Origin of the sequence: Actinomyces sp. oral taxon 175 str. F0384, assembly GCF_000223355.1 — a bacterium.
GTDB classification, from domain to species: Bacteria; Actinomycetota; Actinomycetes; order Actinomycetales; family Actinomycetaceae; genus Actinomyces; species Actinomyces oris.
Map to the genome: position 1 here is coordinate 1 of NZ_AFUR01000007.1, position 26167 is coordinate 26167.

General features: G+C 70.8%; 21 protein-coding genes. 7 read left to right on the plus strand and 14 right to left on the minus strand.

Annotated features, from left to right (window positions below; translation table 11 throughout):
* Window positions 1–32: 32 nt before the first annotated feature.
* Window positions 33–1007 carry a Bax inhibitor-1/YccA family protein gene (locus HMPREF9058_RS11635; RefSeq protein ID WP_009407732.1) on the minus strand — a complete coding sequence of 325 codons (975 nt, stop codon included), beginning with the start codon at window positions 1005–1007 and terminating at the stop codon, window positions 33–35.
* Between the two features lie 434 nt (window positions 1008–1441).
* On the opposite strand from HMPREF9058_RS11635, the gene HMPREF9058_RS11640 reads away from it, so the two are divergent.
* From HMPREF9058_RS11640 to HMPREF9058_RS11655, 4 genes are all read left to right on the plus strand, one after another.
* A complete protein-coding gene (locus tag HMPREF9058_RS11640) occupies window positions 1442–2413 on the plus strand; it encodes an ABC transporter ATP-binding protein (protein ID WP_009407619.1) in 972 nt (323 codons plus the stop codon).
* Between the two features lie 67 nt (window positions 2414–2480).
* Entirely contained in the window at window positions 2481–3383 is a 903-nt protein-coding gene (locus tag HMPREF9058_RS11645; RefSeq protein WP_009407717.1) for an ABC transporter permease, read from the plus strand.
* 115 nt (window positions 3384–3498) lie between these two features.
* On the plus strand, window positions 3499–5064 hold the full coding sequence (locus tag HMPREF9058_RS11650) for a histidine kinase (protein ID WP_009407580.1): 1566 nt from the start codon (window positions 3499–3501) through the stop codon (window positions 5062–5064).
* Complete coding sequence (locus HMPREF9058_RS11655; RefSeq protein ID WP_009407722.1) at window positions 5046–5783, plus strand: response regulator transcription factor; 738 nt, start codon at window positions 5046–5048, stop codon at window positions 5781–5783. The genes HMPREF9058_RS11650 and HMPREF9058_RS11655 overlap by 19 nt, the downstream gene beginning before the upstream one ends.
* A 153-nt stretch (window positions 5784–5936) precedes the next feature.
* Here the strand turns inward: HMPREF9058_RS11655 and pth are convergent, their stop codons facing one another.
* From pth to HMPREF9058_RS11670, 3 genes are all read right to left on the minus strand, one after another.
* A complete protein-coding gene (gene pth / locus HMPREF9058_RS11660) occupies window positions 5937–6539 on the minus strand; it encodes an aminoacyl-tRNA hydrolase (RefSeq protein WP_009407694.1) in 603 nt (200 codons plus the stop codon).
* A 99-nt stretch (window positions 6540–6638) separates the two neighbouring features.
* Window positions 6639–7250, minus strand: a complete 612-nt coding sequence (locus HMPREF9058_RS11665; protein WP_009407739.1) for a 50S ribosomal protein L25/general stress protein Ctc — start codon at window positions 7248–7250, stop codon at window positions 6639–6641.
* A 283-nt stretch (window positions 7251–7533) separates the two neighbouring features.
* A complete protein-coding gene (locus HMPREF9058_RS11670) occupies window positions 7534–7923 on the minus strand; it encodes a helix-turn-helix domain-containing protein (protein WP_009407474.1) in 390 nt (129 codons plus the stop codon).
* 56 nt (window positions 7924–7979) lie between these two features.
* Between HMPREF9058_RS11670 and HMPREF9058_RS11675 the strand changes: the two genes are divergently transcribed.
* Window positions 7980–8342: a hypothetical protein gene (locus HMPREF9058_RS11675; protein WP_043538412.1), complete on the plus strand. Its 363-nt coding sequence runs from the start codon at window positions 7980–7982 to the stop codon at window positions 8340–8342.
* 163 nt (window positions 8343–8505) lie between these two features.
* On the opposite strand, the gene HMPREF9058_RS11680 is transcribed toward HMPREF9058_RS11675, so the two are convergent.
* Window positions 8506–9093, minus strand: coding sequence for a hypothetical protein (locus HMPREF9058_RS11680; protein ID WP_009407488.1), 588 nt, complete (start codon window positions 9091–9093; stop codon window positions 8506–8508).
* A gap of 252 nt (window positions 9094–9345) precedes the next feature.
* Here HMPREF9058_RS11680 and HMPREF9058_RS13875 point away from each other — a divergent pair, with 252 nt between their 5' ends.
* Window positions 9346–9843, plus strand: a complete 498-nt coding sequence (locus HMPREF9058_RS13875) for a hypothetical protein (protein ID WP_009407668.1) — start codon at window positions 9346–9348, stop codon at window positions 9841–9843.
* Window positions 9844–9944: 101 nt separating this feature from the next.
* On the opposite strand, the gene HMPREF9058_RS11690 is transcribed toward HMPREF9058_RS13875, so the two are convergent.
* The 8 genes from HMPREF9058_RS11690 to HMPREF9058_RS11725 all read right to left on the minus strand — a co-directional run bounded on the left by HMPREF9058_RS11690 (window position 9945) and on the right by HMPREF9058_RS11725 (window position 20935).
* On the minus strand, window positions 9945–10817 hold the full coding sequence (locus HMPREF9058_RS11690) for a type I 3-dehydroquinate dehydratase (protein WP_009407751.1): 873 nt from the start codon (window positions 10815–10817) through the stop codon (window positions 9945–9947).
* A complete protein-coding gene (locus HMPREF9058_RS11695) occupies window positions 10814–11839 on the minus strand; it encodes an exopolyphosphatase (RefSeq protein WP_009407602.1) in 1026 nt (341 codons plus the stop codon). The genes HMPREF9058_RS11690 and HMPREF9058_RS11695 overlap by 4 nt, the downstream gene beginning before the upstream one ends.
* 55 nt (window positions 11840–11894) lie before the next feature.
* Window positions 11895–12410, minus strand: a complete 516-nt coding sequence (locus tag HMPREF9058_RS11700; RefSeq protein WP_009407660.1) for a DUF501 domain-containing protein — start codon at window positions 12408–12410, stop codon at window positions 11895–11897.
* Window positions 12407–13099, minus strand: a complete 693-nt coding sequence (locus HMPREF9058_RS11705) for a septum formation initiator family protein (protein ID WP_009407472.1) — start codon at window positions 13097–13099, stop codon at window positions 12407–12409. Before HMPREF9058_RS11705 ends, HMPREF9058_RS11700 begins: the two co-directional genes overlap by 4 nt.
* Before the next feature lie 233 nt (window positions 13100–13332).
* Window positions 13333–14619, minus strand: a complete 1287-nt coding sequence (gene eno, locus HMPREF9058_RS11710; protein ID WP_009407666.1) for a phosphopyruvate hydratase — start codon at window positions 14617–14619, stop codon at window positions 13333–13335.
* Window positions 14620–14829: 210 nt separating this feature from the next.
* The gene (locus HMPREF9058_RS11715; RefSeq protein WP_043538414.1) at window positions 14830–15678 is read right to left on the minus strand and encodes a hypothetical protein; all 849 of its coding nucleotides are present in this window, start codon (window positions 15676–15678) and stop codon (window positions 14830–14832) included.
* A 117-nt stretch (window positions 15679–15795) separates the two neighbouring features.
* Complete coding sequence (gene mfd / locus HMPREF9058_RS11720; protein ID WP_009407572.1) at window positions 15796–19551, minus strand: transcription-repair coupling factor; 3756 nt, start codon at window positions 19549–19551, stop codon at window positions 15796–15798.
* A gap of 10 nt (window positions 19552–19561) precedes the next feature.
* Window positions 19562–20935, minus strand: coding sequence for a hypothetical protein (locus tag HMPREF9058_RS11725; protein ID WP_009407798.1), 1374 nt, complete (start codon window positions 20933–20935; stop codon window positions 19562–19564).
* A gap of 511 nt (window positions 20936–21446) precedes the next feature.
* Here HMPREF9058_RS11725 and HMPREF9058_RS11730 point away from each other — a divergent pair.
* Entirely contained in the window at window positions 21447–23714 is a 2268-nt protein-coding gene (locus HMPREF9058_RS11730; protein ID WP_009407624.1) for a chain-length determining protein, read from the plus strand.
* A 115-nt stretch (window positions 23715–23829) separates the two neighbouring features.
* On the opposite strand, the gene HMPREF9058_RS11735 is transcribed toward HMPREF9058_RS11730, so the two are convergent.
* Window positions 23830–25764: a hypothetical protein gene (locus HMPREF9058_RS11735; RefSeq protein ID WP_009407657.1), complete on the minus strand. Its 1935-nt coding sequence runs from the start codon at window positions 25762–25764 to the stop codon at window positions 23830–23832.
* Between the last annotated feature and the right edge of the window lie 403 nt (window positions 25765–26167).

Sequence of the window (26167 nt, forward strand, 5' to 3'; positions counted from 1 at the left end):
GGACGAACCGGGCCCGCCCCCGCGCCGCGCGCTCAGTCGCGGAAGTAGCTCAGCAGGCGGAGGAACTCCACGTAGAGCCACACGAGGGTGACGACCAGACCGAAGGCCCCCGCCCAGGCGTAGCGCTGGGGCAGCCCGTTGCGGACCCCGTTCTCAATGGACTCGAAGTCGATCGCCAGGAAGAAGGAGGCCAGGATGACCGCGAGGATTCCCAGCGGGACTCCCAGCGGGATCCCCATGATGGTCAGGGAGCGCAGGCCCCAGGCGCCGGTGGTCATGCCGGTCATCATGAGGGCGAAGTTGATGAGGCTGAAGATCATGTAGCCGAAGGTGGCCACGACCACAACTCGACGGAACCTGCCCTGGACCCGGAAGCCGCCGAAGGAGTAGGCCGCGAGCATGGCACCGAAGGTGGCCAGCGTCGCGAGCACGGCCTGGACGACGATGCCCTCGTAGCGGGCCTCCATGATGCCGGAGAAGCCACCCAGCAGCAGTCCCTCGAAGGCCGCGTAGGCCAGGATGAGGGCCGGGGAGGGCTCCCGCTTGAAGCTGTTGACCAGGCCCAGGACGAAGGCACCGATGGCACCGGCGAACACCGCCATGGCACCCAGAGCGAAAGTCGCCTCATTGGTCACCAGGTTCCAGCACAGGGCGCCCGTGGCCAGGATGACGGCGAACATGCCGGCGGTGCGGATGATGACGTCGTCGTAGGTCATGCGGCGCATGTCCGCGTTGGTGGCCGACGGCGCCTGGTACTGGGCCTCCAGACCGGCCATCTGCTCGGGACTCACCTGGCCGTAGCCGGCAGCCTGCTGACCGTACTGGTTGGCGTACTGGTTGCCGTACTGACCGTACTGCTGGCCGTAGCCGGCGGCCTGCTGGCCGTACTGGCCGGCCTGGTAGCCGGGCATCGTGGGGTAGCCGTTGGGCGTCTGGGCCGGGGCGGCCCCGGGCGCATGGCCACCTTCCTGGAAGGCGGTGCTTCGGCTGAAGAAGGGGTTGGACATGTTCCTCTCATCCTCTCTGAGGGGGCTGGGACCGTCGGCCCGGGGAGGCCGCCGCTCGCAGTCCGGTCCGGCCGTCGAGGACCGGCACCCGAAACTGCGCATATTATGCGCAGCCCCCACACGGTCAGGGGAACCCTTTTCCCTCACAACGTAGCCCTCTGGGGAGAGATCCCCACTGGCGCGTCGGGCGCCGTCGACTCCTCGGTGGCCTCCGGCGGCTCGCATCGACCGATCGGTTCTCATCCTCCAGGAGGACCCCCTCCCCCTGACGGACCCGCCCCGGCCGGCCCCGGGTTCGTCACCTCGGCCGATTCACCGACGACGGCGCACTCCTAGGCTGGAGCCATCCGGTTGCTCCGTGGGAGCAGCCCCCGGAAGAACCACGGCGAACCACCCATCCCCTGGCCAGAGGCCCACGTCGAAGAGAGAACATCATGATCGAGGCAGTCAATCTCACCAAGCGCTATGGCAAGAAGACAGCGGTGGACAACATCTCCTTCACCGTCGAGCCCGGCACCGTCACCGGCTTCCTGGGCCCCAACGGGGCGGGCAAGTCCACCACGATGCGCATGATTATGGGCCTGGACAAGCCCACCAGCGGCAAGGTCACGATCAACGGGCGCCCCTACCGGCAGCTGTCGGCCCCCCTGTGCGAGGTCGGTGCCCTGCTGGACGCCAAGGGCCTGCACGGCTCGCGCAGCGCCCGCAGCCACCTGCGCCAGCTGGCCGCCTCCAACGGCATCCCCGCCAAGCGGGTCGACGAGGTCCTGGACATCACCGGCCTGACCTCGGTGGCCAAGAAGCGCGTCAAGGGCTTCTCCCTGGGCATGGGCCAGCGCCTGGGCATCGCGGCGGCTCTGCTGGGCGACCCCGGTGTGCTCCTGTTCGACGAGCCCGTCAACGGCCTGGACCCCGAGGGCGTCAAGTGGGTGCGTGAGACCTGCCGCCGTCTGGCCGGCGAGGGCCGCACCGTGTTCATCTCCTCCCACCTCATGAGCGAGATGGCCCAGACCGCCGACCACCTCCTGGTCATCGGCCGCGGCCGGATCCTGACGGCCGGCCCAGTCAACGACGTCATCGCCTCGGCCACCACCGACCGGGTGCGCGTGGCCTCCCCTCAGGCCACCCAGCTCGCCGAGCTCATGGCCTCCCGCAACCTGGCCGCCCAGCCCGTGGCCCCCAACGTCCTGGAGACCACCGCGACCACCGCCGCCACCATCGGCGAGCTGGCCGCCCAGGGCGGCATCGTTCTGCACGAGCTCACCACCATCCGCGCCAGCCTCGAAGAGGCCTACATGACTCTGACCAGCGACTCCGTGGAGTACCGCACCGACCCCGCCTCCCAGGCCCAGATGCAGCAGGCCCAGGTGCGCCAGGCCGTGCCGCAGGGCTCCGCCCGGGGCTGAGGCCCGCACGCCAGCGCGCCACGCCCGCCATCAGAAGCTCCATCCGTCTCACTCCAGAAGGTCAGCCATGAGTACCCACACCCCCGCCCACGCCTCCGCCGCCCCAGCCGGCCCCGCCCCGGTGCGCACCGCCGCCGGGACCGCCCCCGCAGGCCCCGCACCGCGCCCAGCGCGCTCCCGCATCCAGGGCCGCCAGACCCTCCTGCGCTCCGTGCGCGCCGAGTGGATCAAGTTCTGGTCCCTGCGCTCGACCTGGATCACCTCCTTCATCACCATCGCCCTGACCGTTCTGTTCGGCGCCGGCCTCACCGCCGTCCTCGGACGAACCGAGGAGTACCAGGACACGGCGAAGAACCTCATCACTCAAGGCCTGACATTCGGGCAGGTCGTGGTCGCGGTCCTGGGAGCCCTCATCATCACCGGGGAGTACTCCTCCGGACAGATCCGCTCCTCCCTGGCCGCCGTCCCCAAGCGCGGGCAGCTCTTGGTGTCCAAGGCAGTGGTCCTGGCCATCGTCTCCTTCCTCCTGGGATCGGTGTCCGTGTTCCTGTCCTGGGCGATCTCCAAGCCCTTCATCGGCGAGCACGCCGGCTCCCTCACCGACTCGCACTACATCGGCTACATCTGGGGCTCGGGCCTGGTCTTCGCCACCATCGCCCTCCTGGCCCTGGGACTCGGCTTCCTGCTGCGCTCCACCGCCGGCACCATCACCGTCATCGTCTCTCTCCTGTTCATCATCAGCGGCCCCCTCCAGCTCGCGGCCAGCAAGTGGCCATGGATCTTCAAGATCATCGGCTGCCTGCCCAGCACCGTCGCCGAGGCCGTCTCCGACCCGTTCCAGCGCACCACCGAGTGGGGCGGGCAGGGAGCCCAGTTCCTCACCCACGGCCAGGCCATCGCGGTCTTCGCCGCCTGGGCGCTCATCCCGCTCATCACCGCCTGGATCGTCTTCTCCCGGCGCGACGCCTGAGCCCGCCGGCCCCCGCCTCCGACAGGCACGGGAAGAATCCCATCGTCGGAGGTGGGTGCCTCAGCCGCACAGGTCGACGTCGATCACGACCCCCTGGAATGACACACTGAGCCCTATGTCCAGCCAGCTGCCAGCCCCTCAGCCCGGCCGTCCAGCCACCGACACGCCCACCGAGGACGACGTCGAGCTCCCGCCCGAGCCGCGGGGCCTGCTGCGCACACTCAGCCGGTGGTACCACCGCCATCCGACGATCATCGACATCTCGATCGCTGCCGGCGTCGGCGTCTACAGCCTCGTCGTGGCTGTCCCGATTCTCCTGCGCCCAAGCAGCCCGGCGAGAACCTATCCCATCCTGCCTCTGGCGTTGATCGTGATCGCACTGATGGGGGTCGCGCTGTCACTTCGCCGGCGCTTCCCCCTGTGGTGCTGGGCCGCCATCCTCTTGATCCCGGAGACGTATCAGTTCGCGGTGCTGCATGCCTTCCACCTCACTGCGGAGCAGCTGCTGTACGCGGCCATCGGCGTCAGCGGCATGGAGCTGATATCAGTTCCCTTCGCCCTGGGCGCCATCGCCTCGCACCGCAGGCCGGCCGCCGCATGGACCGCGGGGGGCATCTCCCTGGTGGTTCTCATGGTGGACCTCAGCCTGACAACTCCTGGTTTGTCGATTGGGGAGCTCCTGCGCACCACCGTCATCCTCGTTCTCCTCATCCTGGTCGGCATCCTGCTCGGTTTCAACGCCCGCTCCGCCCGGCTGCGGCTCAAGGCCATGGAGCTCCGCTCGGCCCGAATGGCCCTGGCGAGCGAGCAGGCGGTGCTGCTGGCGGCCGCCGAGGAGCGCAGCCGCATCGCCCGGGAGATGCACGACGTCGTCGCCCACTCCCTGGCCGTCATGATTACGATGGCCGACGGCGCCGCCGCCATCGTGGAGCGCGATCCAGCCACGGCCAAGCAGGCCATCGAGACCCTGGCCGAGGCCGGACGCAGCGCCCTGGCCGACACTCGCCGCCTGGTGGGGGTCCTGCGGGAGGACCCCTCGGTGGCAGCAGAACAGGCCCCGCAGTCCCCGGAGCCGCCTGCACCCTCGGGAGAATCGCCGTCGTCGGCCCGCCAGCACGAGGTCCGCGACCTGCCGGTGCCTGAGTTCGCCCCCCTGGGGACGGTGACGCCGGTCGAGCCCAGCGTCCCCATCGCCAACCTGCGCCAGCAGGCCACCGACGGCGCGGGCGACCGCTCCCGCGGAGACCTGCCCCTGGCCCCCTCCCCCGAACAGGCTGACATCACCGAGCTCGTCAAGCGCTTCGTGGCGGCGGGGGTGCCGGTCACCTACCGGTGGGTGGGTGCGGCGCTCCCAGCGGACAAGGCCCTCCAGCTCACCGTGTTCCGCATCGCCCAGGAGGCCCTGACCAACGTGCTGCGCTATGCCCCGACGACGCCGGCCGTCAGCGTCGACGTCGAGCGCCACATCGGCACCGTGGTCCTCACCGTGGACAACGAGGCCGCCCCGGGCACGCGCCCGATGCACGGATCCGGTAAGGGGCTGATCGGCATGCGGGAACGCGCTTCGGTCTATGGTGGGACCGTACAGGCCGGCCCGACGCCCACGGGTTGGCGAGTCCGTGCGGTCCTGCGCTGGGACGAGCATGACGAAGGGACTTTCTCATGGCAGACGCCCCTGTGAGCAGCGGTGATCCTCTCCAGCCCGACGAGCCTGAGCGCCCCGGCGAGGTCCGCGGCCCGGTCAGCGTCGTGCTCGCCGACGACCAGGCGCTCATGCGCATGGGCTTCCGCATGGTGCTGGAGGCCGAGGAGGACATCACCGTCGTCGGCGAGGCCTCCGACGGCACCTCCGCCCTGGCCCAGGCCAAAGCCCTGCACCCCGACGTCATCCTCATGGACGTGCGCATGCCGGGGATGAACGGCATCGAGGCCACCGAGCGCATCGCCCAGGAGTGCCCGAGCACGCGCGTGCTCATCCTGACCACCTTCGACCTGGATGAGTACGCCTTCGCCGGGCTGCGCGCTGGGGCCTCCGGCTTCCTGCTCAAGGACACCCGGCCCACCGAGCTCGCCGAGGCGATCCGCACCGTGGCCTCCGGGGAGGCGGTCGTCTCGCCGCGCATCACTCAGCGGATGCTGGAGATGTTCGCCGGCTCGCTGCCGAGCTCGGAGGCGCCGGCCCAGTCCTCCTCGGATCCGCGGATCGACTCACTGACCCCGCGCGAGAAGGAGATCCTCGTGCTCATGAGTCAGGGCATGTCGAACGCGGAGATCGCCGCGCGCCTGGTCGTCTCGGCCACCACCGTCAAGACCCACGTGGGCAACGTGCTCGCCAAGCTCGACGTGCGAGACCGGGTCCAGGCCGTCGTCGTCGCCTACGAGACCGGCCTCATGGCCTGAGCCCAGCAGCATCGCTGAGCCGGTTCGCGGTGAGGCGGACGGGACAGGCGCTCTTGGCAACCATCCGCACCGCTCGTTCCTCACGGTGCTCCCGCCAGGCCCGTCCATGCTTTCGAGCACCTGCCCCACCCGCCCAGATCGGGCGACCGCACGTCAGCGGGGGGCGTGAAGGCGCTGCTGGGCGTCGTCGAAGCCGACCGTGACGACCTGTTCAACGGCGTCGGCGGCCTGCTCCAGGGTGACGCCGAGGTCGGCGCGCTCACGGCCGGGGAAGTCGGACAGGACGAAGTCGGAGGGGTCCTGGCGGCCCGGCGGGCGGCCGATGCCTACGCGCAGGCGCGCGTAGTCCTTGGTGGAGACGGACTTGCTGATGGAGCGCAGGCCGTTGTGACCGCCTTCGCCGCCGCCGCGCTTGAGGCGCAGCTCGTGGGCGGGCAGGTCGAGCTCGTCGTGGATGACGAGCAGGCGGCTGGCGGGGTCGATCCCGTAGTAGGAGACGAGCCCGGCCACGGGGCCGCCGGAGAGGTTCATGAGCACTGAGGGCTCGGCCAAGATGACGCGGGGGCCGGGGGCTCCGCCGGGCATCATGCCCAGCCTGCCCTCGGCCACGCGGGCGCGAGCCTTCTTGTGCTGGGTGAACCGGGACCCGGTGCGCTCGGCCAGGACGTCGAGCACCATGTAGCCGAGGTTGTGGCGGTTGCGGGCGTACCGGGCCCCGGGGTTCCCCAGCCCGACGACGAGCCAGGCCTCACTCATGCGCCCCGCCCCGGGGTGAGCCCGGCGCGGGCGGCACGGGTGGTGCGGGAGGCGCCTGCCGGCGCGTCGTCATGGCTGGACATGTCAGTCACGCGCGATTCACTCGGCCTCGGCCTCGGCGTCACCCTCAGCGGGGGCGTCCTCGGGGACCTCGGAGGCGACGGCGTGCTCGTTGGCCACGTTGACCACGGCGGTCTCGGCGTCGGCGACGGCCTCGACCCCCTTGGGCAGGGTGATGTCGGCAAGGGTCAGGACGGTGCCGGCGGCGACGCCGGTGACATCGACCTCGATGGCCTCGGGCACGGAGACGGCCGGGGCGGAGACCATGACGGTGGCGGCCTCGATCATGTGGATGGTGCCGGGGGCGGCCTCACCGATGACGGTGACCGGGACCTCGACGTCGACGCGCTCGTTGCGGTCCACCAGGAGGAAGTCGACGTGCTGCACGCCGGGGCGGATGGGGTGGCGCTGCACGTCCTTGGCCAGGGCCAGGAGGGTCTCGCCGCCGGCGATGTCCAGCTCGACCAGGGCGTTGTCGTTGCTGCGCAGGGCCAGGCGGGTGGCGTGCTCCTCGAGCAGGAGGTGGCGGGGCTCGGTGCCGTGGCCGTAGACGACGGCGGGGACCTGGCCGGCGCGGCGGGCCTGGCGGGCCGAGCCCTTGCCGAACTCGGTGCGGTCCTGGGCCTTGAGGGTGATGGCGTTGTTGGCCATGTGGCTCTCCTTGCGGATGAGGCGGGGCCCGGTGCCCCGCGGCTGATGGTGGTCCGGCTGGGCGCGACGACGCGCAGTACCGCCAGGTACCACCACGTCGATCACGGATGCGCGCCGTGCTGGCGCGTCCCTCGCCGGGGCAACGTGGGCAAGACTACGGCATGGGCGGGGCGCGCGAACAGCCGCGCAGCCGGTGAGGCGCCCCACCTGGCGCTACGAGTCGCGGTGGCCTCGATGACGTTGACACAACCTCTTACGATCGCGGCCGCACGGACGGCGGCCGCTACCCAGGACGGAGGGCGGCGGTGAGCTTGCGCATCGCGGAGGCCGCGGACTCGCTGGCGCTCGGTCCGAGGGCGGCGAGGCTCGCCATGAGGGCGGCGATCTCCGGAAGATCCAGCTCAACGCGCCCTGACGGGGTGGCGCGCTCGATGCTGACACCACCGCCTCGGCCGGGGACGACCGTGATCGGCACACCGGAGTGGCGCAGTCGTTCGACATCGCGGGCAACGGTCCGCTCCGTCACACCCAGCTCGTTGGCGAGACGACCGAGGGTGAGCCGGCTCGAGCTGGTATGCAGTCGCTCAATGAGGTGCTGCTGACGCTCCACCCGTCGCAGGGTCAGGTACGGGTCACGTGAGGCTGCGGACGCCCGTCCTGCAGGCGAGTTCATGGACTCATCGTAACCATGACATTGGCCTGTCCGGGTTTGTGCGTAGCGTGGACGCCATGACCAACAGCACTATCGCGCAGCAGTTCTTCGACTCCTACACCCGCACCCTGCTCGACCGAGACGCCAAGGCCATCGCCGAGCACTACGCCGTGCCCGCGCTGATCGAGTTCCCCGATCACCCCATCGCTGTCTCCGAGGCCTCACAGACCGAGCAGTTCTTCTCCGGGGCGTTCGGCCAGTACGATGGCGTCTCCACCACTCACGCAACCATCAAGGTCGTTGCTGAGACCGGGCACAGCATCTGGGCCGATGTCACCTGGACCCACGACGCTGGCGTGCCGAGTGAGCGACTCCTCTACCAGCTCGTCCGCGACAGTGAGAGCTGGAAGATCGCCGTTCTGACCCCGCTGGACACCTGACATACCAACTACGACACACCGACCAGATCTGGCCCCTCTGCACCAGAGCCAGCGACCGGCTCGCGCGATCGATCCTTAGGTCGCGCGGTCGAGGGTTGAAGGCACGACCTCGCGACCTACCCTACGATGGCGCGGGCCGCCGGTTTGCAGCAGCTCAGCCCCGTCACGTATGCCATTCCCTCGCGATGAAGATCAGGAGGTTGGCGTCAGCGCAGATGGCAACCTGCTCGGTGTCAAAGTAGGACGACTCAAAACGACTCGGGTCATCCTGCATCGCGTGCTCGATGTCGAGAATCCCATCAGCCTTCTCCTTCGGGACCGTGGTGAAGACCTTTCCCTCGGGGACGTACTGGCGCAGGTCGGGGTAGATCCCCGGGAGCGGATCGGCTTTCCCACTTGAGGCCTCGGCGAGGGCCCGACTGCCGGCGGGATCGAGGGTCATCACCCCGTGCACCCATAGCGGGCGGTCCGGCGCAGGCAGGACCTCACGTTTCTCCTGCCAGTACTGCATGACCCAGTGAGCCGAGGAGATGGTGACGCCCGGCATGCGTCTGTCGAGGCGCCCCAGGTCGGTGCGGATCTCCAGCGTCACGGGGACGTATTCAGTGAAGCTCGCGAAACGACCATCCGATGTCGGCGTCGCACTCGGCCGCGACCGGCCGGCCTGCGCTGGGGCGCATCCACCCAGCGCCAGTGCCGCCCCGCCGGCGAGCCCCATGCCGACGACGCCGCGCCGCCCATGCTCGGCCATGCCCGCCCTCCTTCGCTCCCGCCTGCGACCAGGCCCGTCGCAAGACACCGCGGGTGCAGCGAAGACTACTCGCGCCGTGCAGCCGGAGGCCCGTGCTCGCGGCGGCCGGAGGCGGGCACTTGTCCCCATATCCCAGCCATGTGGACACTCAACGGTGGGGAACTGAGATCATCCGCAGGACAACGGCCCCGAGCCCGCCAGCGCCTCACAACGCCGGCAGCACTCCCGCACCCGACTACCAGAGAGCAGACCATGAGGTACTTCGCCGAGTACATCGTCGGCAGGAACGGTCCCATCGACGTCTTCCTGCAGCCCCAGACCCCGCAGCTCATCGCCGATGAGGTCGCCCGCAAACTCACTTCACCCGCCTACCTGGACGGCGCAAGGCACTTCGCCGTCGTGGTGTGGGCACTGCCCGAGGGAACGTCGCACATCGACGAGGTTCCGGAGTCCTCCCCGGCGCGAGCCACCTTCATCCAGTGCGGCGGCTCGGCGGCCGCCATGAGCGTTGAGATCCGCGTGACCCACGAGGACGACTCCTACGAGCACTACGCCGTGGCCCGCGAGCCCGTCGCCGACCCCGGAGCGTGGACCACGATCACCTGGGACAACGGGGGTCCCGAGCCCTTCTCGCTGCGTCTGCACCCCGAGGAGGTCTTCACCGGCGAGCAGGCAGCCCCCGTCTTCCGCGCCTACATCGAGGACGGGGCCCTTCCACCCGCAGAGCTCCTGCGCAGGCTCGACGTCTAACTCGCACCGGCTCCGCGCGTTCGTACCGTAGGTGCCGGGATCGTACCCTTACCCCTCGACAGCGCGACCTACCCTACGAACGCGCGGGTGCGGACCATCGTTCAGGCCCGCAGCAGCTCCAGGCAGCGGCGCACGTCCTGGATCGGCAGCTGGCCAGGAGCGGAGGCCCGGGCCTGCCCCTGCTCGTCGGGGACGACGGCGAAGGTCAGCGCCGTCCCGAAGGCCGGCGCCACACGGCTGACCGCCCCGAGCGCCCCCATGGACATGGCCGCCACGGGCACACCCAGGCCGCTGCGCTCCCCCGCACCTGCCGTGGCCCGCGCGCACACACCCAGGAGGCGGGCGACATCATCGGCACTGGTGGGCCACACGGCGATCTTGGCCAGGTCCGCACCCCCGCGGGCCATGCGGGCCAGGACCTCCTCGAGAACCTCATCGGCAGGGGTGACTTCGAAGTCGTGGAAGGAGGCGACGACGTCGATACCCAGTTCGTGGGCCTGTGCGCAGACCTGAGGCAGGCAGCCGCGCTGAACCTCGACGTCGATGGCGGCCGGGCGGCGCTCGGGCGCCCAGTCGGCGAGCCCGTCGAGGACGGAGCGCAGAAGGGCGCCGTAGGCGGCGTCGTCCAGACGGGCCCGGCCCCCCTCGGCGGCGGTGCGGCAGGTGAGCAGCACCGGGGCGCCGGCAACGGCGTCAGCACCGTCGGCGGCAATGGCCTCCCCCAGCTCCCGCAGGCACTCCAGGACCTGGGCGGCGCCCGTGGCCGCGTCCAGCGGGTCGGGGGCGGCCAGGGTGCCGGCCTCCTCCAGCAGGTCCACGCGCAGCTCGAGGACATCGGCACCGGCGTCGATGGCGCTGCGGGCCTGGGTCCGCGCCTGGGCAAGGCTCGGCCCGGTCAGGGAGACGGCCACCGCGGGCAGGCCACCGGGGCCAGGGATGCTGCGTCCGCCCCAGGTCAGCGACGTCGCGCTCACGCCGGGGTCCCTTCGATCGGCCCCGACTCGGGCACGAGCGACAGGGCGATGCCGTCGAGGATGTCGTAGAGGCTGGTGGTGACCCGCGCCAGCGGGCGCCCGGCGGCGGCGGTCCGCTCCACGACGCGGGTGACGACCTCGCTCCACACGAGGGCCCCGGCGGCGATGACGTCGCGGCGGCCGGGGGCCAGGTAGCCCCAGGAGGCGCGCTGCTCGGGCGTGGAGTGGATGATCGCCTCACAGGAGGCCAGAACCGCCTGCGGCCTCAGCTCAGCACCGTTCAGGGCCTGCGGGTCGAAGACCTGAAGATCCAGGGCATGGGCGGTGACGGTGGTGATGGTGCCGGCCAGGCCGACCAGCCGCCCCGGGGCGGACAGGTCGACGACCCGCTCGGCCTCATCGAGCAGGCCACGCACCTCGGCCCGAGCGGCGGCCTCGGCCTCGGGGGTGACACCGCCTGCGAGGAAGCGCTCGGTGATGCGCACGCTGCCGGTGTCCAGGCTGATGGCGGCGCTAGGGGCATCCACACCCAGGACCAGCTCGGTGGAACCGCCCCCGAGGTCGACGACGAGCCGCGGCGCGGGCGCGTGCTCCCCCGGCCCTGACGCGCCCTCGTCTTCACCGGCGCCCAGGAGCGAGCCGGTGAAGGACAGGCGGGCCTCCTCCTGGCCGCTGACGACCTCGGGCTCAATGCCCAGCAGGCGCCTGACCCCGGCCACGAAGTCCTCGCGGTTGCGGGCATCGCGGGTGGCGGAGGTGGCCACGAAGCGCCGCACGTCGCTCCCGGGGGCGACGCCCAGCTCGGCGCAGTCGGCGGCGTAGGAGGCCACGGCGGCCAGGGTGCGCTCCAGGGCCTCGGGGTCGAGCAGGCCGGTGCGATCCACGCCCTGGCCCAGGCGCACGATCTCGTTGCGGCGGCGCAGCACCTCCAGGTGGGGGCGCCCGGAGTCGTCACGGTGGGCCTCGGCGATGAGGAGGCGGATGGTGTTGGTGCCGCAGTCGATTGCGGCGACGCGGGTCATGGTGGCGGCCTCCTGGGCTCGGTCGGGAAGGGAGAGAGCAGGGCGTCCCTGCCGCTCAGCAGAAGCAGCGCTCAGGATCCCACAGTCCGCGCTCGCGCAGGGCCTCCAGCGTGCGGTCACCGATGGGGTTGACGCCGGCTCCGGCGGCCAGGGTGTGCCCGAGCAGGGCATGGAGGCACTTGACGCGCGTGGGCATGCCGCCGGCGGAGACCCCCTCGATCTCAGAAACCTGCCCGAGCTCGGCACGACGGGCCAGGTAGTCGTCGTGGGCGGAGGCGTAGGCGGTGGCCAGCTCGGCGTCGTCGGCCAGCTCGGCGTTGAAGGTCTCCATGAGGTGCTCGGCCTCCAGGGTGGAGCAGCCCTTCACGGCGGCCGGGTGGGTGAGGTAGTAGCTGGTCGGGAAGGGGGTGCCGTCGTCGAGGCGCGGGGCGGTGCGCACCACGGTGGGGCGCCCGCACACGCAGCGGGCCGCAATGGCGACGACTCCGCGCGGCACCCTCCCCAGCTGCTCGGCCAGGGCCTCGAGGTCGGCCGACGACACCGGCTCCTGCGTCTGGGGCGTGGGGCTCACGGGGTCTCCTTCGTCTGCGGGGTGACGGCCGGTTTCGGCGTGGTCTTGGGCGGATCCGACGGCGCCTGGTTGGGCTCCCCGGTCGGCAGCTCCTTCTCGGCGGGGTTGAGGGTCTTGCCGTCCGTCCCACCCTTCGATCCTGCTGGCGCGGTGCTGTTGGCCTGGCCGGCGGCCCGCGAGGAGTCCCGGAGCTCCTCGTACCAGGGGGCGTCCGGGGAGCCCGGGGTGGCCCCGCCGCCGGCCTCGTTCTCCTTCATGGAGTCGGCGCCGACGACGACGTAGCTGGTGTCGCCGGGCATGACGTAGCCGAGGCGCTCACGGACCTGGGAGCGCACGTAGGTGTCGTCCTTCCACTGGGCCAGCTCGTTCTCCAGGGTGGTGGAGGTGTCGGAGGCCTCCTTGATCCTGTCGACGACGGCGTCGTACTGGGCCTGCTGGGACAGGTAGGCGCGCAGGGAGGTGAAGATGACGACGAAGGCCAGCAGGCACACGACCGCCAGGATGACGACCCGGGGCGGCAGGGTCCGCTCGGGCACCGCCGTCGGCAGGCCCCGCTGCCGGGAGCCGGACGAGCCGGATCCCGACCCGGCCGCGGAGGCCGCCCTCTCGGCCGGTACCTGGCGGGGCCGGGCGCCGCCGGCGACGCGGCGCGTCCCGGACTGGCTGGAGGAGGGGCGGCGTGGAGTCATACCGGCATCCTGCCTCACCAGGGCACAGGAGACAGCGCACCCCACCGGGCGCGTTGCTCACGCTTCGGTCATGGCCCGCCCCTGCCGGGCGCACATACAGGACTGCCATAGACGACGCTTCGGGGCAGGCGGGAGAACCCGTCTGCCCCGAAGCGGTGGGGTGCGTCGTCGTCGAGTCGCGGCTGAGGCGTCGCGTCAGTCAGCGGCTCGACGTCGGCAGGTCGCTGTCAGGCTCAGGCCTGGAAGCGGGGGAAGGCGCCGGCGCCGGCGTAGACCGCGGCGTCGCCGAGGGCCTCCTCGATGCGCAGGAGCTGGTTGTACTTGTTGACGCGCTCGCCGCGGGCGGGGGCGCCGGTCTTGATCTGACCGGAGTTGGTGGCCACGGCCAGGTCGGCGATGGTGACGTCCTCGGTCTCACCGGAGCGGTGGGAGGTCATGGACTTGTAGCCGGCGCGGTGGGCCATCTCCACGGCCTCGAGGGTCTCGGTCAGGGAGCCGATCTGGTTGACCTTGACCAGCAGGGCGTTGGCGGCGCCGAGCTTGATGCCCTTGGCGAGGCGCTCGGGGTTGGTGACGAAGAAGTCGTCGCCGACGAGCTGGACCCGGTCGCCGATCTTGTCGGTCAGGGCCTTCCAGTCGTCCCACTCGTCCTCGGAGAGCGGGTCCTCGATGGAGACGATCGGGAAGTCGGTGATGAGCTTCTCGTAGTAGTCGACCATGAAGGCGTTGTCGCGGGCCTCGCCCTCGAACTGGTAGGTCTTGGTCTTCTCGTCGAAGAACTCCGAGGAGGCGACGTCCATGGCCAGGGCCACGTCCTTGCCGGGCTTGTAGCCGGCCTTCTCGATGGCCTCGACGATGAGCTCAAGGGCCTCGCGGTTGGAGTCGAGGTTGGGGGCGAAGCCACCTTCGTCGCCCAGGCCGGTGGACAGGCCGCGGTCCTTCACGACCGCCTTGAGGGCGTGGTAGACCTCGGCGCCCATGCGCAGGGCCTCACGGAAGGTGGGGGCGCCGATGGGGGCGATCATGAACTCCTGGATGTCCACGTTGGAGTCGGCGTGAGAGCCACCGTTGAGGATGTTCATCATGGGCACGGGCAGGACGTGGGCGTTGGGGCCGCCGACGTACTGGAACAGGTCCAGACCGGCGGACTCGGCGGAGGCCTGGGCGGCGGCCAGGGAGACGCCGAGGATGGCGTTGGCGCCGAGCTTGCCCTTGTTGGGGGTGCCGTCGAGCTCGATCATGAGCTGGTCGAGGCCACGCTGGTCGGCGGCGTCGAAGCCGATGATCTCGGGGGCGATGATGTCGTTGACGTTGTCGACGGCCTTCTCCACGCCCTTGCCGCCGTAGCGGCCCTTGTCGCCGTCGCGCAGCTCAACGGCCTCGAAGGCACCGGTGGAGGCGCCCGAGGGGACGGCGGCGCGAGCGGAAGCACCGTCCTCCAGAAGGATCTCGACCTCGAGGGTCGGGTTGCCACGGGAGTCGAGGATCTCGCGGGCGTGAACGTTCTCGATGAGGGCCACTTGGTGCTCCTTGCTGAGGGGATCGTGATGCGGTCGTCGGCGTCGGGCACGCTCGCGCGCGACTGCCGAATGCAGGATCAGCCTAGCGGGCCGACTCCCCCACCACGAGGGCCATGGTCCTGAGGATTGCACAGTGTTCACGCCCGGCGAGAAACACTGGACGACGGCGGTCTCTCGGTTCCGCCGTCGTCCTGGGGGCTCTGTGCGGCCCTACTGGCCGCTGGTCTCGGACTGCTCGGCGCCCTGGCCGGCCTCTCTCGCAGCACCGTCGGCCTGACCGGTCTGGCCCTGCCCGTCGGTCTGACCGGAGTCGGCGGGCTGCTGTCCGCCCTGCTGAGGAGCCTGTTGCTGAGGCTGCTGCTGTTGCTGCGGGGCCTGCTGCTGGGGAGCCTGTTGCTGGCCGCCCTGCTGCGGGGCTTGCTGTTGTGGGTCCTGCTGCTGTTGCTGGGGAGCCTGCTGCAGGCCACCGCCGAAGGGGCTGTTGCCGGCTTCCAGACGGGGATCGGTTCGGGTCAACCAGGTCTGAGCCTTATTCGAGTAGCGCGGGGAGATGTCACCGTCCAGCGTGCCGCGAACCTTGTCCAGGTCGGCGAGCGCGACCTGCCCCTGCTGTCCCTGCTGCCCCTGCTGAGAAAGCTGCTGGAAGTGGCCGGACAGCACAGTCGCCCGCAGGTAAGTGAGCGTTTCCGGCTTGCGGGGCTCGAAGCCCACCTGCTTCTTGACCATCTCCACGATCTGCGCATCGGTGACGGTCAGTCCGTGGGCCTGACCGACCTCTACCAGGATGGGCGCCTCAACGAGGAAACCAGCGATCTGAGGCCGATTCACACCCTGACGCTCCAGGTTCTCCCAACCGAGCGCGGAGTCCAGCTCCTTGACGACGACGTCGACGTCCTTCTCACTGACAACCACGGAGTGGCGGGCCCCGTCCAGGCCGGTGTAGTGCATGTCGGCCACCTGCCCGGGGTGGTCGGAGCAGCCGGCGAGCGCCCCGACGGCGAGGAGGAGTGCAGCGCTGGCGGCGAGGATGCGCGTGCGTGCGGCAAGGCTTCGGGTCACGGTCTGCTCCTGGAAGGGGACGACGCCGGAGGGCGACATGGTGTCACAACATTTCTGCCCCAGACCCTACCGTTCCGCCTGCGACGACGCACGCAGCCGGTCCGCCGCCGCCCACCGTCAGCGGCGTTTGCGGTAGGTGGTGGCCTCGGTCTCGTAGGTAGTGTCGCCCTGGACGACGGCGCGCAGGAGCACCTCGGCCCACCGCACGACCTCCTCGCCGGACAGCGCCGCCCCGCCCATGCGGTTGGTGCCCGGGGCGGGCACCACGATGGTGCGCGTGGCCGGCTTCAGCACGGTGCCCGGGTAGAGGCGGGTGACCTTCATGCGCGCCGACTCGGGCAGGTCCACCGGGGCGAAGCGCACCGACTTGCCCTGGGCGACGATCTCGCGCACCCCCAGCTCGGCGGCCAGGGCCCGCAGCCGCGCCAGCGCCGCCAGGAGGGCGGTCGCCTCGGGCACGGGCCCGTAGCGGTCGGTCAGCTCCTCCAGGACGTCGTCGACCTGCTCCCCCGAGCGCGCCGCCGCGAACTTGGTGTAGGCCTCCAGGCGCAGGCGCTCGTGGGGGATGTAGTCCTCGGGGACGGTGGCGTCCACGGGCAGCTCGATGCGCAGCTCGACGTCCTCCTCGTCGCCCTCCTCGAAGCCGATCGCGTCGGCCCCGGCCTTCCCGGAGCGGGCCAGGGCCTTCTTGTAGGCGGCCACGGCCTCGGAGACCATCCGCACGTACAGGTCGAAGCCGACCCCGGCGATGTGCCCGGACTGCTCGCCGCCGAGCAGGTTGCCCGAGCCGCGGATCTCCAGGTCCTTCATGGCCACCTGCATCCCGGCCCCCAGATCCGTGTTGGTGGCGATGGTGCGCAGGCGCTCCAGGGCCGTCTCGGTCAGCGGCTTGTCCGAGGGGTAGAGGAAGTAGGCGTAGGCCCGCTCCCGGCCGCGCCCCACGCGCCCGCGCAGCTGGTGGAGCTGGGACAGGCCCATGCGGTCGGCGCGGTCCACGATGAGGGTGTTGGCGTTGGACACGTCCAGCCCGGTCTCCACGATCGTGGTGCACACGAGCACGTCGGTCTCCTTACGCCAGAAGGAGTCGATGACGGCCTCGAGCTGGTGCTCGTTCATCTGCCCGTGGGCGGTGGCCACGCGCGCCTCGGGCACCAGCTCGGCCAGGCGCGCGGCGGTGGCGTCAATGTCCTCGACCCGGTTGTGGACGAAGAACACCTGCCCCTCGCGCAGCAGCTCACGGCGGATCGCGGCGGAGACCTGCTTGGTCTCGTAGGCGCCCACGTAGGTCAGGATCGGGTGGCGGTCCTCGGGCGGGGTCGCCAGGGTGGACATCTCGCGCAGGCCGGTGACCGCCATCTCCAGGGTCCGTGGGATCGGGGTGGCGGACATGGACAGGACGTCCACGTTGGTGCGCAGCGCCTTGAGGGTCTCCTTGTGCTCCACCCCGAAGCGCTGCTCCTCGTCAATGATGACCAGGCCCAGGTCCTTGAACTTCACCTGGCCGGTGATGAGGCGGTGGGTGCCGACGACGACGTCCACGCTCCCCTTCTCCAGGCCCTCGAGCACCTTGGCGGACTCGGTGGCGTCCTGGAAGCGGGACAGGGCCGCCACGGTCACCGGGAAGCCGGCGTAGCGCTCGGTGAAGGTCTCGGCGTGCTGGCTCACCAGGAGCGTGGTGGGCACCAGGACCGCGACCTGCTTTCCGTCCTGGACGGCCTTGAAGGCGGCACGCACGGCGATCTCGGTCTTGCCGTAGCCGACGTCGCCGCACACGAGCCGGTCCATCGGCTGGGCCTTCTCCATGTCGGCCTTGACCTCGTCGATGGTGGAGAGCTGGTCGGGGGTCTCGGTGTAGGGGAAGGCCTCCTCCAGCTCGGTCTGCCAGGGGGTGTCGGGGCTGAAGGCGTGACCGGTGGTGGCGGCGCGGGCGGCGTAGAGGCGCACGAGCTCGCCGGCGATCTCGCGCACGGCCTTGCGGGCCTTGGACTTGGTCTTGGCCCAGTCGGCGCCGCCCATCTTGCTCAGGGCGGGGCTGTCGCCGCCGACGTACTTGGTGACCTGGTCCAGGGCGTCGGTGGGTACCAGGAGGCGGTCGCCGGGCTGGCCGCGCTTGGAGGGGGCGTACTCGATGACGAGGTACTCGCGGGTGGCCGAGGAGCGGGCCCCGCCCACGGTGCGCCGGCTCAGCTCGATGAAGCGCCCCACCCCGTGCTGGGCGTGGACCACGAGGTCCCCGGCGTGCAGGGACAGGGGGTCCACGGAGCGGCGGGCGCGGCGGGCCGGCAGGCTGCGGCGCTCGCGCGGGCCGGCGCTGGCCCGGCCGGTGAGGTCGGACTCGGCGATGAGGGCCAGGCGCAGGCCCTCGGCGAGGAAGCCGTGGCCGGCACTGGCCTGGGTGACGCGCACGACGCCGTCGCCGGGGCCCGCCGTCGGGGCGCCGGCCGAGCCGTCGGCATCGGTCTCGTCGGCGACGGCGGCCGGGGCGGGGACCCAGTCACTGTCGCGGCCGAGCTCGCCGACCTCCGAGAGCTGGTCGACGATGCGGGCGGGGACGTCGCCGTCGCCCAGGAGTTGGGCCATGCGCCGGCCGGGTCCGGGCCCGTCGGTGGCCACGACGACGGTCCAGCCCTGGCGGGCCAGCCGGCCCAGGTCGGCCACGGCTCGCTCGAGCTCGCCGCGGTAGGTGTGGGGGTCGCTGAGGTCCAGGCGGGTGGTCTCGGGGCCGGCGGCCAGGGCGGTGAAGGACCACCAGCCGCGGTTGGAGGACAGGGCCAGGGCCCGGGCCTCGGCCAGGTGGGCGAAGGCGGCGGCGGACAGGTCGACGGGGACTGTGCCGCCGGAGGCCGCCGAGGTCCAGGCGGCGGCGAGGAACTCGGTGGTGGTGGCGGTCAGGTCCTCGGCGCGCTTGCGCACCCGCTCGGGCTCCAGCAGCACCGTGAGGCGGTCGCCGACGAGGTCCAGCAGCGGGACCATCTTCTCAACCAGCACCGGGGCGAGGGACTCCATGCCCTCCACGGCGATGCCCTGGCTGATCTTCTCCAGCATGTCGGCGGCGCCGGGGACGGCGTCGGCCAGGGCGGCGGCGCGCTCGCGCACCGCGTCGGTGAGGACCAGCTCGCGGCAGGCGGTGGCGGTGACGGCGCCCAGCGTCTCGATGGTGCGCTGGTCGGCGACGGCGAAGGAGGAGACCTCGTCGATCTCGTCGCCGAAGAAGTCCACGCGCACCGGCCGGGGCTCGGAGGGCGGGAAGACGTCGAGGATGCCGCCGCGCACGGCGTACTCGCCGCGGGACTCGACCATGTCGACGCGCGTGTAGGCGGCGGCCTCCAGGCGGCGGGCGGTCTCCTCCAGACCGACGGTCAGACCGGGGGCCAGCTGGACGGGCTCGAGCTCGCCGAGCCCGGCGATGACGGGGGCCAGCAGGGCGCGCACGGGGACGATGAGGACGCGGATCGCCCCGCCCTCCTCGGGGTGGGCCAGGCGGCGCAGGACGGACAGGCGCTGGGCGACGGTGTCGGCGCGCGGCGAGAGGCGCTCGTGGGGCAGGGTCTCCCAGGCGGGCATGACGGCGACGTTCTCCGCCGGCAGGTAGCTGCGCAGCGCCAGGGCCGTCTCCTCGGCCTCGCGGCCGGTGGCGGTGACGACCAGCAGGGGCGTGCCAGACGCCTCGGCGGAGCCGGCCGTCGGCGCGTCGCCGCCGGCGACCCGTTGGACGCCCTCCTCGCCCAGGGCCATGGCGGCCAGGACAGCGGGTCGGGCGCCCGGCGCCACCACGAGGCTGCGGTCGGTGCGCGAGCGGGAGGAGGAGGCGCGAACGGTGCGGGCGATGTCGGCGTCGGCGAGCAGCGGAGGCAGGAGCGCAGTCAGGAGCACGGCCGCGAGTCTAGTGACTCCCCGCCCCGGAACCACCGGCGGGCCGGACCGGTCGGCCGGTGAAGGCCCGGCGGACCCAGTCCCCGCTGCGGACCTGGTTCCAGGGGTTGGCGTGCCCGGCGACGACGCCGACGCCCCCGCCCGTGGTCTTGTTGCGGCTCTCCAGCAGGACGGAGACCTGCGCCGAGGCGGCCATTCCGGCGATGAGCCACACAACGGTGCCGATCTGGGTGATGAAGGCAACCGTGCCGTAGGCCGGGATGAGGCTGAGCAGCGCGATCTGCGCGGGGTTGGAGCGCTGGACGACGGCCCTGGCGGCGTAGACCAGCAGCCCCACCATGACGAGCACCACGGGGATCCACCCGAAGCGCAACGCGGTCAGGAGCAGGTGGTTGTCAATGGAGCTGTAGCCGCCCCAGGCCACTGAGTCCCCTACCTTCTGATAAGAAGAGGACAGTCCCAGCGGCTTGAGCTGGCGCACCAGGACGAGGATGTCGCCGCGGTAGCCGGCGGAGTCCTCCTGCTCGCGGCCGGCCGAGTCGAAGACGCCCAGGACGTAGGGCAGCAGCACGCTGCCCACACCGACCAGCACCATGAGGAAGCTCATCCTCCACAGGGCGGGGATGTTGATGTGCACCTGCATGAGGCTGAGGATGACGGCGATGACGGCGCAGGCGATCGCCGAGCGGGAGAAGGTCGGTATGGTCGCCCCCAGGACGAGGGCACCGGCCGCGATCCGGTAGCCGGGCCTCCACCGCGCAGCCAGGATGAGCGGGATCCCGGCAGCCAGGCACACCCCCAGAGCGATGGGGTGACCGAAGGCCCCCTCGACACGGGTGAAGCTGCCCCGGGCCAAGGGCGGGGCCCACTCCTCGTAGAGGTTGTTCTCAATGGCGATGTAGCTGAAGGGGTTGATGGTGGTGAGGGCCTCGAACAGCGCCAGCACGGCCACCACGATCCACACGATGGCCAGGACCTCGGCCACTCGCCGCAGCCCGAGCCGCTCCACGAGCAGCCGTCCGGCGAGGTAGGCGGGCAGGGCGCCGAAGACGACGTCGGACAGGACGTAGTTGAGCGGCGAGCCCGCGGCGACGGACAGGCCCACCAGGCACCAGGCGGTGGCGACCATGAAGTCACCGCTGGTCAGCCGCCACGAGAAGCCGGGCAGGAGGGAGAGAACCACCAGGAAGCAGGCCAGGGTGGCCGGAGGCACATTGGGCTCGAAGGGGATCATCACCCACACCGGCACGAAACCGATGGCGCCCATGACCAGTGCGGCCCCGGCGATGGGGCGGCGGTGGATGCGGTCGGCCACAAAGATGAGGACCGCCAGGGCGACGCCCACCATAGGGAGGACGATGAACAGGGTCCTGGCGAAGGACATCGTTCCTCCCTTGTTGTGTCATGACCGCGGTGATGTCACGGCGGTCGAGTCGGTGGTCGGTCGGTGGTCGATAGGTGGTTTGTCGGCGGCCGGCCGGCGGGGCGGCAAGCCGCGACAGGACTGCTGTGAGAAATGCCCGGGAAGATGCTGGGAGGGCCTCGGCGGCCCTGACCAAGGTCAGGGCCGACCGGAAGAAATCCGTCGACGTCGTCCCGATTGGGCCGACCCCGACGCCTTCTTCACTGTGGGGACGGGGGTCCTCAGGACCCTCACCCATCACACGATTCCAGTGAAAGACTCACCACATCGCCCGCTCCCCCACGTCTGAGGATTCCAGGCGTGGCCGGGGGCGCAGCGAAGGCTACTACAGTCACCGAGACCTGAGCGTGATCTTACAGTTAGGGTTGGGCCGTAGCCTTTCAGCCTCCGCCGGGCCACACGGCCCGCGGTGCCCGACGGGCCGCCGGTATCGACCAGATCCAGATCTTCCCCAGACCAGATGAGGAGCAGCGTGCAGCCGTCGCAGATCCTTCACGCCATCCGCAGGAACCTAGTCGCCTGCCTCGTCATCCTGCTCGTATGCATCCTGGCCGGGCTGGGAGTGGCCCTGTCGACGAAGCCGGTGGCCATGGCCACCACGACTCTGGGCATCCAGCCCAAGTCCAAGGAGACCCCCTCCTTCTCCACCCAGGCCAAGGACCTCATGCCGACCCTCGTGGAGCTCTCCACGAGCCCGAAGGTCCTCGAGCCGGCGGCAGCCGACCTGAACATGGAGACCACCGACCTGTCGGACGCGCTGACGGTCACCAACCCGCCCGAGACCCTGGTCCTGTCCATCACCGCCAAGGCCGGCAGCAAGCAGAAGGCCGTCGACATGGCCCAGGCGACGGCCGACTCGCTCAACAAGGAGCTCACCTCCGGCGAGCTGCTGGGCAAGCAGGCCCTGGGTATGACGACGAGCACCACCTCGCCCGCCACGACGGCCAACACCACCATGGAGCGCCCCGGCGCCCGGGCCGCGGCGATCTCCGGACTGCTGCTGGGGCTTCTGGCCTCCGTCTCCTACGCGATGTTCCGTCACCGGCGCGACAGCGGCCACGGCGCCGACAGGGGCGCAGAGATCCGCCCCGGGCGCACCGCGACCACGCTGAGCGCTCTGAGGCAGAAGACCTCGGACCTGCTGCGACCGAGCCAGCCGCCCGCGCAGCCTCAGGTGCAGGCGCAGCCGCCCTACCAGTATCAGCAGCTCCCGGCCCAGTCTCCGGTCCCGGCCTCCCCCGAGGCCTCCGTCATCCCGGCCTCCCCCGAGGCCTCCGTCATCCCGGCCCCCGGCGCCATGGCCCCGCAGGCGGCTCCGGCCTCGATGCCGTCGCCCGCTTCCGCGCCCATGCTGCCGGGCTCGACGTCGGCCCCAGTACCGGCCTCTCAGCCGACGGCCTCATCAGCACCGGCCCCGACTTTCTCAGCCCCGCAGTCGCCCCAGTCGCCCCAGCAGACGACCGCGATGCCTGCGATCTCCGACTCCGCGAACCCGGCAGCCCAGCCGGCGCCCTCCGCCCAGGAGCCGGCCCACGCCCCGGCGCCGATGCCGTCGCCGGCCTCCCCGGTGCCGACGTCCCCCGCCTCGCAGAGCCCCGTCTCCATGAGCGCGGCGCCGCTGTCGTCACCCTCGGCGGCCTCCGTCTCCGCTCAGTCCTCAGCACAGCCGTCCGTCCAGCCCTCCACCCCGGACCCGGCGCACAGCTTCACCTCCGGCATCACCTCCGCCATGCAGCGTCAGCAGGCCGACCTGTCGGCGCCAAGCGCCTCGGCCGACACCATCTCGGCCGGGACCGACTCGTCCCAGTCGGCCTCCGAGGCCAGCGCCCCTTACAGGCACGCACCGTTGCCCCCTCCGCTGCCCACCCCCGCCGACCTGACGGTGCCGGCCTCCCCGTCGATCGCGGTGCAGCCTTACACGGCCGCCCCGACGTCCGGGAGCCACCGTTTCCCGGGCGCACCCGACGGTCCCACCCGCCGCAGCACCGCCCTGCCCACCGGGCAGACCGTCTCGGGCTCCTCAGCCTCCCCGGCCTCCTCCGTCCCCTCGGTGGGACCCTCCTACCAGTACCCGCCGGCTCCGACGTCGGCCCCGGCACCGATCACCTCGTCCGCCGGCTCCCCGGCCTCCGCCACGCCGGCCACCGGGCGCCGGCGCGTCTCGGGACCGACGTCGAGCTCCGCGCCGAGCACGCCCGTCCGACGGCGCATCACCTCGCCCTCAGCGGACCGCTCGGTGACATCGGCCGGCTGGCAGGATGCCTCTGCCCTGCCGACGACGACGGGCCGACGCCGGGCCCAGCCGACTCCCTCAGCCCCCGAGTCTCCGGCCGCCGCTGAGGTCTCACGCGTCGCGGCGCGCACGCAGGACTCGGCCTCTGAGACCGGCTCCCCCTCCCCTTCGACGTCGATGCGTCAGCAGGCACCCTCACGCCGGCAGACCCTGGCTCGACGCCGGCGGATGTCCAAGCCGCGGCTGACTCTCGTGACGCCGCTGTCCGAGGAGTCCTCCATCGAGCAGACCCGCCATCTCACGCCGGTGTCGGCGTCAGCGGGTGGACGCCACCGCAGTCCTGATCGGCCGGACGCCCCGCCCCCGCCTCCTCCGCCGTCGATCCAGCCCGGTCAGCAGATGGCCTCGGCGTCGTCGGCCTCCTCGGCCCGGCACACAGCCTCCGCCTCGGCTGCCTCTGCGGCCTCGGCCGGTCGCCGCAGGCAACCGACGCGCCGCTCCTGGTGAGCCGGCTGCCGACACCAGCGTCAGGGCGGGTCCGATGCTCAAAGCATCGGACCCGCCCTTCATATCTGCACCGGACCAGGCAGGTTCCCGGCCAGGACCCGCCTGGCCGGAGCGCTCAGTTGTCGTCCTCCTCATCGGTGGCCTGGTCCTCGTCGGCGGCCTGCTGGTTGCCGTCCTGGTCCGGGTCCGCGTTCTTGGCGGCATCCTTCGCCTCAGCGGCGGGCTTGGCCTTCTTGCCCTTCTCCTTGTTGTTCTGCGCCGTCTTGGGGACCGTGAGGCTCGGGATCTGGGCGGTGATGGTGTTGCCGCTGGGGTCGGAGACCACCAGGCGGTAGGTGTGATCGCCGGGCGAGCAGGTGGTGTCCTCCAGACTGTGGCTCTTGAGGGCCCAGCGGGTGTCGCTGATCTTCTCGGTGGCCACCGGCGTGGTCTCGTCATCCCGGTAGAGGCTGTAGGTCAGGGTCGGGTCGTCGCGGTCCCAGGTGGCGGTGAAGGAGACCTTGACAGTGCCCGACGTCGTCACCTCCGCCTTGGCCGCCAGGGTCTCGGCCTTGCCCTCGGGGGGCAGCGTGGGCTGGCCCGCGCGCCTGGGGTAGCGCACAATCCCCTGCTGGACCTTGCCGTCGGCCTCGATGAACTCGCCCACCATAAGGATGTAGGAGTCGGTGACGTCGACCTTGAAGGCGGCCTGGGACGTCTTCGTGAACTTCCCCGCTTCCAGGTCCGGGTACCAGCCGATGATCGTGGGGCTCTTAAGACCCGAGGTCGACCAGTCCTGGTACCCGTCGACCACCCCCTGGTGGCGGATGGTGATATCGGGGCTGTTAGTGAAGGCCATGGCCCGCACGTACAGGGGGTGCTGACCGTCCTTGCGCACCTCGGGCATGTTGGGGAACCCGTAGATGGTCTCGCAGGAGTGGGCATGCCCCACCGTGTAGACGGTGTCCTTGGTGGGGGCGATCCCATAAGTGTCACCGTGGCAGGGCTCGAGCCAGACAAGGTTGCCGTTCCAGTCGGCCTTGAAGCTCCCTTCGAGGTTGGCCTCGTCGAGGCGCCCGACAGCGGAGTAGGCAGTGCCGTAGAAACCGTCCTCGTCGACGGCGATGTCGAAGATGGCGGCCTTCTCACCGGCCGTGCGCACGGTGTCGTTGACCGGCATGGGCAGCACCTCACCGGTGGAGGCGCTCAGAAGCGCCATCCCGTATCCGGGCTTGCTCGAGCCGTTGACCGTGGAGAAGGAGCCACCGATGACGACCTTGGAATGGTCCGGGGAGACCTCGATCGCGTAGACCTGGGCGTTGGGGCCCTCGGCGGAGGCGGTCCAGTCCAGGAGCTCACCGGTGGAGGCCTTGAGGGCGGCCAGACGGGTCCGCTGCTGATTGTTCACCTTGGTGAAGTAGCCCCCGACGTAGAGGGTGTCGCCGGCCACCGCGATGTCCTTGACGGTGGTGCTGAACACGGGCTGGAAGGAGGAGATGAGGGTGCCGTGCCCGTGGGAGATGTCGAAGGCGGCCAGACGGCTGTGCCACTCGTTGTTGACCTTGTCGAACTCCCCGGCGACATAGAGGGTCTTGCCGTCCTCGGAGAGGGCCAGGCTTCGTCCCGCGCCGTTGAGGGTGGGGGCGAAGTCCTCGATGAGCTTCCCGGTGTTGAGGTCGTAGGCCAGGATGTTGGAGCGCGGGACCTCTTGCTGTCCGGCACGGGCCCCGGCCGGGCGGGCGTTATTGAAGTTGCCGACGACGTAGACCACGTCACCGACGACGAGCTGCCCCCAGGCGACGCCGTCGATCTGCACCGTGGGCAAGGGTGCGGCCGTGTAGGCGGGCTCCCGGGAGGACTGGCCGGAGGGGTCAGTACCAGCGGCAGCGGCGGCCTCATTGTCACCGACGTCGCCGGAGCCGTCGCCCCGGTCGCCTCCGTCGGCATCGGCCTCGGCCTCCTGAGCCGTGGCCACCGGGGCGGCGGGGGTCAGGACAACCATCGAGGCGAGCAGGAGCGGCAGGAGGGAGACAATGATGGCAAGACGGGGGATGGTAGAGAGACGACGCACGAAAACCTCCGGTACATATGGCGAGCAACGCGCAAGCGGATCACAGATCATCGCTGGTACCGGGTCGGATGAGGCCCACATGAGTCGCCGGTTGAATGTCTGCGATAACGATTAATTTAACTGGTAGCGCCTGTTGGTTCGGGGAGCGCCTCCGACCAAGCGGAACACGAAGAGGCAACGAAAGGAACACAGTTCGATGACGGCGCCACGCTACGTGACCGTGAGGTCGGTTTGCAACGAAATCGTTATCTGAAGGTTACTGCACGCCCCGAGCGCGACTCGCCGTCATGGGGAGCCCGCCCCATGACAGACGCCCTCGTCGGGCCCGGTGAGGGGCCCGACGAGGGCGGGAGTGCACAGGCCTCAGCCGGTGCGCGACGGCTCATGGGGGTCCTGCGAGGAG